We start from the raw sequence: 12,231 nt of genomic DNA, 5'->3' as shown, positions 1-12,231 counted from the left end.
AAATAGAAGAAACTTTTAGGAAAAGCAACATTCTCTTTGAAATTATAGTTAGTTCTAAATTATCTTCAAAATATTCATTATCTGATCTTTTGGGGCTAACGTTTTTTTTATAAGTTTTGACTTTTCCTTTGATTAGTTTAGTTGGTGTTTTTTTAACCAATTCTTCTGCTTTTTCATAATGATTACAAGTTGATGTATCTCTTTTTGGAATTGCTTCATTTCTTAGAAAATCTATTTTGTTTTTCATGATTACTGTTATTTGTAAGACTATTGGACAATTCATATAGTGCTGACCCTCTTATTTTTCTATTTTATCAAGTATGATGCCAAATAGTACAGTATTAAATTGAATGTTTGGTATTTATATAAAAATTAACAGAGGATTATGGTTTTGTTGTGACCGTGTAAAGGCTATAAACTAATGCCTTTCAGAAAGAAAAAAAGCAAATTTGATTGCAGAAGTGGTAGACACTTTTTTTTCAAAATCACATTCAAAGAAATTTTAGCAATCTGATGAAATTATTAAAAAAACACATCATAAGCAAAACGAATCAGTGTGCCTACAACGACCACCAAAAAGAAGATTCTGATAAATTTATTGCCTCGATTAATGGCAAGTTTAGCACCCAACCACCCTCCTATTGCGTTACTGATCGCCATGGGTATAGCAATTGCCCAAATAATTTTGCCTTTGAGCATAAATAGACAGATAGAACCAAAATTGGTCGCTAGATTGACCATCTTGGCATTGGCAGAGGCATGCAGGAAATCAAATCCCATTATTGCGATGAAAGCAACAACTAAGAAACTTCCAGTGCCGGGTCCTATGAATCCATCGTAAAATCCCACCACAAAACTGATTCCCATGGCATTAAGGATTTGAGTTCTAGCAGAAATATCTCTGACTTGATGTTGCCCGAAATTTTTCTTAGCATAAGTGTAAATTGCTAATAATGATAGTACTATCAATAATAAAGGTTTCATGAAATCATTACTGACATAGGTCAATAATGTCGAACCCAAAAAAGCTGAGGGCAAGGCTAATACCATCATGAGGGTTAGGATTTTCCAATTGATATTGACTTCCTTCAAGTATTGACGAGCCGCAAATGCTGTACCGCTAAAAGCAGGGATCTTTAAAGTTCCTATAACAGTCGATACGGGAAGACTAGGCAATAGAATAAGGCCTATAGGCGTTTGTATGAGTCCGCCTCCACCTACAATGGCGTCGATAAATCCTGCAAAAAATGCGGCTAAACAAAGTAATATTATTATGTAGGTTTCCATTGGGATACTTTATTTGGAGGCTGAATATTGAACTGGTAAAAATACTATTTGGCTCTAAATTATTGCTAAAAATTTGCCTTTGTTTTAGTTTCAAAAAGATTATTTTTGCTTTTTTAAAACGAAAACAAAATGGATTTATCAAAAATGATTGAATTACTGAGTTATACTTTGCCAGCCATTATCACTGGTATGGTTGCTTATTACTTTTTTAATTTACACACTAAAAACGAGGAAGGAAGACGTCGCTATTTATTGATGAAAGATGGGCAGAAAAATTCGATGCCCTTACGTTTACAGGCATACGAGCGTATGACGCTGTTTTTGGAACGTATCAGTCTTGCTAATTTAATGACAAGAATTTCACCTATTTCGACGAATAAAAATGATTATGCAAATTTTGTTATTGCACAAATTGACCAAGAATTTGAACATAATTTGGCACAGCAAATTTATATGACCGATGAGTGTTGGACTATCATTACGACTGCCAAAAACGCTACAATCCAAATGATTCGCAAAGGTGCTATGAGTCCTACAGTGAATAATGCTGATCAATTGCGAGAAGCTTTATTGAATGATTTATTGGAAAAACAAACACCAAGTAATGCGGCTTTGGGTTACATCAAGAAGGAAGTTAGTCAGATGTGGTAGTTTTTTTTAAAGTCGCTAAGTTGCTGAGATACTAAGTTTTTGAGTTTTTTTTCTTAGAGTCTTAGTCTCTCAGAATCTTAGAATCTATTCCTTAAGTAATCTATCCAATTGAAATTGTTCTTTTTCATTCAAATTAGGCAAGATGGTTTGAAAAGTACTTCTGATTTCAGGATTTTTTAATAAAATACGGATATTGTCTCTCCCAAATTTAGAAAACTGCCACATGTGATGCGTTGTAGCATTGACTAAATTCTTTAAAATAGCTTCGTTAATAATGTTGAAATTCAATAAGTATTCTAAAGCATTCTGTCTTGTTGTGGCTTCATATTTAGTAGAAGAATAATCTACTAATTCTTGAATATAGGTTTCTTTATTGGAAGCATATTCTGGTGTTGAAACTGCCAAAGACAGCCACAGAATCCGCAAATTGAAATCATTGAATCCTATCCAGTCTTTTGTTTTTGTTAAATAATCATTTCTTTTATTTGGAAAATTATTCCATAAATTATACAATGCCAACTCTTGAGTCTGATAAGATTTATCATCAAGCAATGTTTCGTATTCGGCTCTGAATTCTTCAGGTATTTTTTGGAGTGTACTGGCTACAGCTTGTCGAACCTGAATATTTTGTGTTTGCATTCCTAAGAGAAGTAAATGTTTTTTATCTTCAAATTTTTCTTTGAAAAGCTGTCCGACAATTGCTTCTTTTGCAGTAAAATAAACCTCAGACTGTAATGTTTTTTCGAATAAATTATATTTTTCTACTAATGGTTTGTTTCTAAGTTTTACTACTTCAAGCTGCACTTTCATAGTGTTGTTTTTTGCTAGTAATTCGTTAGCAATGTTACTGTTAAATTCAGGTGATTCAAGCCATATTTTACTAAAATTGACTAAGTCATAATCCGATACTTTTTTGATTTCGTCAAAGAAATTTTGAGTAGTGACGTTTTGATAAGAATATTTCTTTAGATAATTCCGCACTGCTTTTATGAAGGGCTCCTCTCCTATTCCTTCGCGTAAAACGTGTAATGCCCAAGCGCCTTTTTGATAAAATGACAAGGAACTTGCTTTTGCATTCAGCACCGGAATTGTATCCGTTTTTGAGGCTTGCTTTAGCTGTAATGACGATTCGTATAATTTGGAATAAAAATAATCATCACCATAAATAGAACGCTCTGCAAGCAAAGCATAATAAGTCGCAAATCCTTCCTGAAGCCAATGATCTTTACCGCTTTTTGCCGTAACCAAATCACCAAACCACTGGTGAGCCAGTTCATGAGCATTGACATTGGTATAGCTTCTGTCTTCAAATCCAATGTTATCGACTACATAGCGGTTGGCAAATAATGTTGAACTTGTATTTTCCATACCAGCATACAGAAATTCCGAAACGGGAACTTGACGGTAGATTTTCCAAGGATACTTCACTCCTATTTCCTTTTCCAGATAATCAAATATTTCTTTTGAATAGCGGTAGGTCGGTTCGTGTCTGCTTACATCTTTAGGATCCAAATACAATTCTAACGGAATTCCTGATTTTGCTTTCAGTATAGTTTTATCATATTTACCAATGGCTAGCATTAGTAAATAGGAACTCATTGGCTTTTGCATTTGATATTTCCAATGTGTATTGTTTTTATCTTCCGATTTGCTTTTTAATACTCCGTTTGATATAACCTGATAGTTAGAATCAAAAGTAATTTCCATATTGAAAATCACTTTTTCATTAACATCATCAAAACTCGGAAACCAATGACTGGTATATTTTCCCTGCCCTTGTGTCCAGATCTGTAAATTATCTGTGGCTTCAGAACCCACAAAATAGATGGTTTGTTTGGGTTTTGCTTCGTATGAAAACTGAACTGAATTTTTACCTTTTTGGAATGGATAAATCAAAAGCAATTCTTTTCCGTTGGTGGCAAATGAGATGTTTTTATGATTCAGTTCCACTTTCGAAAAAGTCATATTTTGTGCGTCAATTTTGATGGTATCAATGGGTTTTAGCACTTCAAAAGTATAGGTAACATCACCATTAACACTTTTGCTGTTTGGATCAATGGCAATATGCCCATTAACGGTTTTAAAATCAACTGATTTGGTTTGCTGTGCGAATGTAAATGCGGATATAAACAGGAAAAAATACTTCATTAAAATTAAATTTGAAACTAAGTTCTCCAAAGTTACAAAGGTTTAACGAACAATTCGTACTAAACTTGCATCACTATTTTTAGACTAATTTGTTACATATTTCAAGAAAATGGTAATTTTAACCTAGATTGCGTGATAGGCCACGGATTTTACAGATCAAACGAATTTAAACGGGCTATTCAAAAAGTCTGTGAGAATCAGTAGAATCCGTGACATCTGTGGCTAATTTTCGTTTCAAAAATAAATTGTGATATTCCTATTGTGAATTTTAGGTTCTATCGATATGAAAACAATATGCACTTTGCGGTAAATAAATCAATAAACACAAAACCATTGAAAAAGAAAGCCCTATTTAATTGGAGCAGCGGAAAAGATTCTGCTTTAGCGTTATACAAAATCCTGCAAAATGATGAATATGAAATTTGCTGTCTGTTGACCAGTGTCAATCAGCAGTTTCAGCGTATTTCGATGCATGGCGTTCGAGTTGAATTATTAAAACAGCAGGCAAAAAGTATTGGTTTACCTCTCGAAATTATGCAGATTCCCGAAATGCCAACAATGGAAGTGTATGAAGCAGTTATGCAGACAACGCTTTCTAAGTTGAAAGATCAAGGTATTACCCATTCTATTTTTGGAGATATTTTTCTGGAAGATTTACGAAAGTACAGAGAAGATAAATTGGCCGATATAGGTTTTGAAGGTGTTTTTCCGCTTTGGAAAGTTCCCACTTCTGATTTGATTCAGGAGTTTATTGCGTTGGGATTCAAGACGATTGTAGTTTGTGTTAATGAGCGATTTCTAGATAAAAGTTTTGTAGGTCGTGTGATCGATCAGGATTTTATAAATGATTTACCCGAAAATGTGGATGTTTGCGGTGAAAACGGAGAATTTCACACTTTTACTTTTGACGGGCCTATTTTCAGCAAACCAATTTCATTTGAAGTTGGTGAAGTCGTATATCGTAAATATGAAAAGCCAAAAGATGAAAGTTCATCAGATACTGCTTGTGATACATCAGCTTCGGATGCGTTTGACTACGGATTTTGGTATTGTGATCTGCAGTCAAAAATAAGTATATAATAAAAGCTCAGTTGCTAATCACAACTGAGCTTTTTAGTATATTTAAAATAAATGTTCTAGTCCAGCTTTGGCAGATTGAATGTATCCAAAGCACTTTTTTCAGCCATAAGGGTTTCTATTTCGCTGGATTTTCTAGGAGCATCGGCAGATAAATTTACGGGCTCGTTTGCAGTAACTAGAATATCATCTTCGATTCGCACCGCAATTCCCCACCATTTTTTATCGCAATTACTTCCGTTTGGAATATAAATTCCAGGCTCAACTGTGAGTACCATATCTTTTTCGAATGTATTGTACATACCGGGATCGTGAACGTCCAGCCCAATGTGATGGGAAGTTCCGTGAGGGAAATATTTTCTGGACTCTTCGGCCGTTTTGATAATTCCTAATTTTAATAAACCGTTTGTGATAATCTCACGTGCAGCTTGGTCTGGAGCTGAAAAGCTATTACCAATTTTTACAGTTGCAATACCGGCTTCTTGGGCTTCGTAAACCAAATCATAAATTATTTTTTGTTCAGGGGAAAATTTACCGTTGGCAGGAATTGTACGGGTAACATCGGCAGTATAACCATGATATTCAGCTCCTAAATCCATTAAAACCAAATCATTTTCGACCTTCATTTTGCTGTTTTCGATATAGTGTAAAACACAGCCGTTGTTTCCGGCACCTACGATGGAAGGATAGCCTTCGTATTCGCTTCCGTATTTTTTATAGACAAATTCATGAATTCCTTGGATCTCAGTTTCGGACATTCCGGGATGCATGGCTTTCATGGTTTCGCGCTGTCCCATTGCCGAAATTCGGACTGCTTTGGTCAGCAAAGCCAATTCTTCTTTGGACTTAACTTCTCGCAAACTAGCCATGTAAGTGTCAAGAGTTTTAGTATCCGTTTTTGCTTTTTTGCCAGAAATGCTTTTGCTTGCATTAACTTCGTTTTGAATATTAGAATTGGCTTTGGTATCTGCTTTTGCGTTATAACCAATCTGGCTTTTAAAAGAACCAATCAGTTTGTATAAATCGGCTTCTTCTCTTTTTGCATCGCGGTAATCGTCTTTGAAATCCGTAAAAAATACGTTGCTAAAACTGTAAAAATCAATGCCAGACTTTAGAAAATCCTTTCCGTTAAAAGCATTCTCAAAGCCTAAACTTTTTTTGGTTCCATCAACTCCCAAACGTACACCGGTCCACTGCTCTGCTCTTGGATTTTTTTCCTGAACATAAATCAGTTCATTATATGTTTTGCCTTCTTTATTGGTTTGGTCATCCGAAAAAATCACCAAAACACAATTAGGCTCTCTATATCCTGTCAGATAATAAAAATTTGGATCCTGATGATAAATAAAATCAACATCGTTAGCACGATTTCGAACAGCATTTCCAAAAAAAACCGCTACACTATTCTTTGGCATTTTTTTGCGTAAAGCCTCTCTGCGCTCCTTGTGAAATTGCGCCGATAAATAATCATTTGGCGTGCCATCCTGAGCAATTGCAGTACAAATCAATATTAGAGTGAGAATGATAGAGAGTTTGAATTTCATTTGTTTTAGTTTAAAGATTTAATGCCGGTTAGTTTTTTTGATAATTTGAAAGTAAATATAAATATTTTTTGCAGTTGGTGTATATTTTCTTCAGGGTGATTTCAATAAAAAACGGAACTCGATTAGTATTTTTTGGAGCAGAAAGATTGGGCTTTTTCAGGAAATATTGTTCCCGCTTTCCGTTGCAATCTTGTAAGCTGAACCCCAGCTTACAAGGATTTTCACTTCACACGAGCGACAGCGAACTGGCGAAGCAATCGGGGCTAAAAGGAGGAATTTGGCTTAAAAGAAAAAGAGAACAATAAAGCATTGCACTTTAGAGTCCTCTTTTCAAAAAATTGCAATAATTGAAAATTAACCAAACATTCAAATTATTAACAATACGGTAAACAATCCAAATCAATTTACCTTTTCGTAATCTAATCCAGGCCCATCACAGTTTCTCCAAGTACTGGATAAAGTTGCAGGAACTGAAAAATAAAGTTCTTCTTTTAGGTTTCCATAACAGCTTCCTATAAGTTCGCTGTCTTTGGAATATGTCAATTCTAGATATAATCCGTCAGAATTATTTTGAGCAGTATATGTTCCCGAAACTGTTGTTTTGACAGCATTTCGCGTTCGGGATTTTGTAAATGTTCCGTTATTGTTGAATAAATAGAATTCCTGCCAGTCCATTGAAGCCCCAGTAGTTACTGAGCTGAACGTGCTCCCAGACATTTTGACTAATGTCCATTTTCCATTATAATCGGCTGCAGTTGTGTTTTCTTCAGTGTCTTTAGTACAGGAAGAAAAAACAGTAAGGAAAATAACAATAATGGTAAGCCGAATCATCTTTAAGTTTTTAGAGTTACTTAATAAGATGCTTCAAATAGCAGATGGTTGCGTCAGATTATTAATTATTTTTGAGAAAAGATAAATTTATCTTTCCTCATACATTTTTAGTAATTGTGTTACCGTATTCCAATTTCGTATTGTTGAAATTACATTCAGTTTTTTTTCAATGTATTTTTGATCAAAACGCGTTTTTCCAGCTCCAACTGCATATTTAATATAGATCCTGCTTTCGTCTATATGCGCTTCATCTGGTTTCACTTGGCTCATTTTTAAATCATTGATACTGTCGCTTCGCAAGGCTATGGAAATAAAAGCCACGTATAATTTTTTAGTGTCAACTTCTTTCTCTTTCAAAAAAGGATTGTTTTTGAGACTTTTTTCTAAATCGGATTTTCCAATGACAACGATAGGTACTTCATGACCAAATACTTTGAAAATTTCCTGTTTGATTTTGAAACCAACAGCCGGAGCATTTTCCTCATCGGTATCTACAAAAACATTTCCGGATTGTATATAAGTCACCACATTTTGAAAACCAATGTTTTCCAAAGCGGTTTTTAAAGCGTCCATTTTTATCATGTTGTGACCGGAAACGTTAATGCCACGAAGAAGTGCGAGATGAGTTGTCATTTATGTTTTTTTGAATTATAAAAGTATTGTGATTACTGGCGATAAATTCACGATCATTAAATTTTCACCTTAACAACCACTTTTTTTACTTTCGAAATTTCTCCAGCTTTTACGGATGGTCTATGAAGATCCTCTGGGAAAAATATAGTAAACATCCCCTCTTCTACTCTAAGCATTGAAGTTTCTCCATTATAGAAAGTGTAATCTTTTTCTAAGTTTTCTTCAACAACAAGCTGATTAGTCAACGGTGTAAATCCCATAAGCTCAACTCCTTGAATAACGTATTGAATATCGATGTATTTATGGTGTCCTTCAAGAACACAGTCTTTCTCTTCCTTAGTGTCATATTCTTGAACAATGGCGAAAACATCGTCATTATCAATTTGGTGTTTTCCTGATTCTATTGTTACTAAATCAGTTTCAGTAATAAATTCAAATCCTTTAGCCAATCTTTTGGTAAGCTTGCTGTATAGTCTATAATTTTCAATTTTATCGATAACCATTTTGTGCTTTTTTTAATTGATTTCAAATTTACCTTGGTGTTCCAAAGTTTGTGGGCTAAATTAAGATTTCTTTTTTTGAATACTCTTGATTAAATTTTGATATTTTGACTTCAAATTTTATTTTTCAATTACTTTATCTTTGCTGATAATCTTGAATAATTTCATGATTATTATTTTTTACTTTTTACAAAAAATATCAAAGGAATTTAAAATTTTATTGATTTAAAAAAGAGTATTTTTTAAGTACTTTTTCTTCTCAGAATTTGTCAATTCTTGAAACAATGCTGCTTCATTATATATTGAAGTATATTCCTTTCCAGATTCAACCTTAAGAATTCCTTCCTGAGTAACAAAATTAGGAGTTATATATTCGTACTCGCTTTTATAATTTTTAAGAGTTTGATTTTGCTTGAATTTAAAGTCCTTATCATACAAAAAATAGATAGAAAAACTTGCTCTATAATTATTAGTATTAAATACTTCCATAATACCTAATTGGGTTTGCGGATATACTGTTTGCCCTAATTTTACAAGTATTGAGTTTTTTTTTAACCCTTCATATATAGCGAAAGTACCATCGGCATGCTCTATAGTAATCGAATTTCTATTGCTTGTATAATGCAGTTCTGAAGATGAACTGGCATCGTATTGATTCACTAATTGTACTACGACCCCTTTTCTCATAGAATAAAGTGTATCAGGACTTTCAGAATTTACAATATAATTTTTCCAGTTTTTAGGTTTCTCTGACCCAAAATATATTTCCCCTAAATTAGTAGCCTCATTAATTCTAATTTTTTTTCCATTTTTAAACGGAAGGATATATTGAAATTCAGTATCTATTTTAGGATTTGGCTTGCCGATTATATAATAGTATTGAAAAGAATAATTAATACCCTGATTCTTGTCAATTGGCGTAAGTTTTAACAATCTCCCAGAATAATTACTAACAATCGTTTTATAATTCTGAATATTACAATTACTTATATTTGAAAACTCTAAACTTAAATAATAACTGCCCGGTTGTTTCTTTTCATAATAAAAGTCAACACTTTGGTCTGGATTTGCATTTGAAGTAATCGTAATGTTTTGAACTTGAGCAAATTGTTTAGTTTGAATTCCTAATACCATTAAGAATAGCGTTAAATAAAAAAATCTTTTTTTCATTATAATTTGGATAGGTTTATTATTAAATTTTGTATTAAAAATTATTTAAAAACAGTTTGCAAATATAAAATTTTTCTTATTTTATCAATAATATTTTCTGTTTTTAAATTCACAAACAAAAAACTATCTTCGCTTTCTTAAAAAGAGCAAATAATATAGAGAACGGACTAAAAATCTATTTTCTATACTCTTTATTCTATTTTCTAAAAAAATCAAATGTCCAATAACCTCCTAGAAACTCCAATAGAATATCTCAAAGGTGTAGGTCCCAATAGGGGTGCGTTGTTGCGTAAGGAATTGGGGATTTTCAAATACGGGGATTTAGTTAATTTTTTTCCAAACCGTTATATTGACCGTACTCGTTATTATAAGATTAATGAGTTGCAAAACAATATTGCCGAAGTGCAGATTATTGGCAAGATCATAAATATTAAAACAGTTGAATTTGGTCGTAACCAAAAACGATTAGTGGCCACATTTGTTGATGATACAGGACAAATGGATCTCAACTGGTTTCAGGGACACAAATGGATTAAAGAGAGTTTGAAACTCAATGAAGTCTGTGTTATTTTTGGAAAATGTGCGCAATACGGCAGTCAATACAGCATGGCGCATCCCGAAATCGAGCTCTTGAACGAACACGAAAAAAGCCTTCGATCAGCCATGCAACCGGTTTATCCTTCTACCGAAACATTGGCCAATCGCGGAATAACAAATCGTGTAGTGAATAAAATGATGCAGCAGCTGTTTCTGGAAACGCAGGCATTATTCAGCGAAACGCTGCCTGATTACTTGACAAGCGAACTCAAGTTGATTCCAAAAAATGCAGCTTTGTTCAACATACATTTTCCCAAAAGTGCCGAGATTTTGGCGAAAGCCCAATTCCGATTAAAATTTGAAGAGCTGTTCTTTATTCAGCTGCAATTGATAACGAAGAATTTGATTCAGAAGCATAAAATAAAAGGACATCCTTTTTCCAAAGTGGGAGAATTTTTTAATGAATTTTATCAAAATCATCTTCCTTTTTCATTGACAAATGCCCAAAAAAGGGTAATCAAGGAAATTAGAACCGACATGGGAAGTAATGCCCAAATGAACCGATTACTGCAGGGTGATGTGGGTTCCGGGAAAACTATTGTGGCTTTTATGAGCATGCTTTTGGCTTTGGACAACGGATTTCAGGCGTGTTTGATGGCTCCGACAGAGATTTTGGCCAATCAGCATTTTATAGGATTGTCGGAATTGGCGAAGTCTTTAGATATAAATATAAAAATCCTCACAGGCTCTACTAAAATTGCTGCTAGAAGAATCATTCACGAAGAACTGCAAAACGGAACTTTGCAGATACTTATTGGAACACACGCCTTATTGGAAGACAAAGTCAAATTTCAAAATTTGGGCTTGGCTGTTATTGATGAACAGCACCGTTTTGGAGTTGAACAGCGTTCCAAATTATGGAAGAAAAATACAATCCCTCCTCACATTTTGGTGATGACGGCCACTCCTATTCCTCGAACTTTGGCAATGAGTTTGTATGGAGACCTTGATATTTCAGTGATTGATGAACTTCCTCCTGGACGAAAACCCATTCAAACCGTGCATCGTTTTGATTCGAATCGATTGAAAGTATGGAAATTCATTCGGGACGAAATTGCGCTGGGTCGCCAAATCTATATTGTATATCCGTTGATTCAGGAGTCGGAAAAAATGGATTACAAAGATTTAATGGACGGTTATGAAAGTATTTCTCGTGATTTTCCATTGCCTCAATATTCAGTTTCGATTCTTCACGGAAAAATGAAACCCGTCGAAAAAGATGCCGAAATGAAGCGTTTCTCCGAAGGTAAAACCAATATTATGGTTGCCACAACGGTGATTGAAGTTGGTGTAAACGTACCCAATGCAAGTGTGATGATTATAGAAAGTGCTGAACGCTTTGGATTGTCACAATTACATCAGTTACGAGGACGTGTAGGACGTGGCGCAGATCAAAGTTATTGTATTTTGATGACTTCTTTTAAATTATCCAGTGACAGCAAAACTCGTATGGAAACGATGGTGAGCACTAATGATGGTTTCGAAATTGCCGAAGTCGATCTAAAACTTCGTGGTCCTGGAGATTTAATGGGCACGCAGCAAAGCGGTGTACTCAATCTTCAAATTGCCGATATTGTACGTGATAGAGATATTTTGATGCTGGCGCGAAACTATGCCATAAAAATTCTAAAGGACGATGCTCCTTTGCAGAAACCTGAAAATGCAATCCTGAAAGCGGTCTATATTGAATTGACCAAAAAGAAAAATATTTGGAATTATATTAGTTAATTTTTTTTTGAGTTGCTAAGTTTCTGAGAATCTAATGAGAAAAACTTATTCACTTAGGTTCATAT

The 12,231-nt window shown here is 34.1% G+C and carries 11 protein-coding genes; 3 read left to right on the top strand and 8 right to left on the bottom strand.

The window, feature by feature from the left end; all coding sequences use genetic code 11:
- A partial coding sequence (locus tag B0E44_RS12130; RefSeq protein ID WP_131828084.1) for a hypothetical protein occupies nt 1-247 on the bottom strand: 247 nt, incomplete at its 3' end.
- 275 nt (nt 248-522) lie between these two features.
- Nucleotides 523-1,287, bottom strand: a complete 765-nt coding sequence (locus B0E44_RS12125; protein ID WP_077375363.1) for a TSUP family transporter — start codon at nt 1,285-1,287, stop codon at nt 523-525.
- A gap of 129 nt (nt 1,288-1,416) precedes the next feature.
- Between B0E44_RS12125 and B0E44_RS12120 the strand changes: the two genes are divergently transcribed.
- Nucleotides 1,417-1,938, top strand: coding sequence for a hypothetical protein (locus B0E44_RS12120; protein WP_077375361.1), 522 nt, complete (start codon nt 1,417-1,419; stop codon nt 1,936-1,938).
- Between the two features lie 84 nt (nt 1,939-2,022).
- On the opposite strand, the gene B0E44_RS12115 is transcribed toward B0E44_RS12120, so the two are convergent.
- Nucleotides 2,023-4,086 (bottom strand): M1 family metallopeptidase, encoded by a 2,064-nt coding sequence (locus B0E44_RS12115; protein ID WP_077375358.1) that lies wholly within the window; start codon nt 4,084-4,086, stop codon nt 2,023-2,025.
- A 333-nt stretch (nt 4,087-4,419) separates the two neighbouring features.
- Here B0E44_RS12115 and B0E44_RS12110 point away from each other — a divergent pair, with 333 nt between their 5' ends.
- Nucleotides 4,420-5,166, top strand: a complete 747-nt coding sequence (locus B0E44_RS12110; protein WP_124019325.1) for a diphthine--ammonia ligase — start codon at nt 4,420-4,422, stop codon at nt 5,164-5,166.
- A 56-nt stretch (nt 5,167-5,222) separates the two neighbouring features.
- On the opposite strand, the gene B0E44_RS12105 is transcribed toward B0E44_RS12110, so the two are convergent.
- From B0E44_RS12105 to B0E44_RS12080, 5 genes are all read right to left on the bottom strand, one after another.
- Complete coding sequence (locus B0E44_RS12105) at nt 5,223-6,707, bottom strand: aminopeptidase P N-terminal domain-containing protein (protein ID WP_077375352.1); 1,485 nt, start codon at nt 6,705-6,707, stop codon at nt 5,223-5,225.
- 399 nt (nt 6,708-7,106) lie between these two features.
- A complete protein-coding gene (locus B0E44_RS12095; RefSeq protein WP_077375346.1) occupies nt 7,107-7,538 on the bottom strand; it encodes a hypothetical protein in 432 nt (143 codons plus the stop codon).
- An 87-nt stretch (nt 7,539-7,625) separates the two neighbouring features.
- On the bottom strand, nt 7,626-8,171 hold the full coding sequence (locus tag B0E44_RS12090) for a DUF1697 domain-containing protein (RefSeq protein WP_077375343.1): 546 nt from the start codon (nt 8,169-8,171) through the stop codon (nt 7,626-7,628).
- A gap of 56 nt (nt 8,172-8,227) precedes the next feature.
- Nucleotides 8,228-8,674, bottom strand: coding sequence for a YhcH/YjgK/YiaL family protein (locus B0E44_RS12085; RefSeq protein ID WP_077375340.1), 447 nt, complete (start codon nt 8,672-8,674; stop codon nt 8,228-8,230).
- 222 nt (nt 8,675-8,896) lie between these two features.
- Nucleotides 8,897-9,841, bottom strand: coding sequence for a M23 family metallopeptidase (locus tag B0E44_RS12080; protein ID WP_077375337.1), 945 nt, complete (start codon nt 9,839-9,841; stop codon nt 8,897-8,899).
- Between the two features lie 216 nt (nt 9,842-10,057).
- Here B0E44_RS12080 and recG point away from each other — a divergent pair, with 216 nt between their 5' ends.
- A complete protein-coding gene (gene recG, locus B0E44_RS12075; protein ID WP_077375334.1) occupies nt 10,058-12,166 on the top strand; it encodes an ATP-dependent DNA helicase RecG in 2,109 nt (702 codons plus the stop codon).
- Nucleotides 12,167-12,231 lie beyond the last annotated feature (65 nt).

The sequence above is a fragment of the Flavobacterium sp. A45 genome (genome assembly GCF_002001005.1).
In the GTDB taxonomy this organism is placed as follows: Bacteria; Bacteroidota; Bacteroidia; order Flavobacteriales; family Flavobacteriaceae; genus Flavobacterium.
The sequence above is the reverse complement of the archived record's forward strand: the minus strand, read 5'-3'. Positions and strand labels throughout refer to the sequence as shown.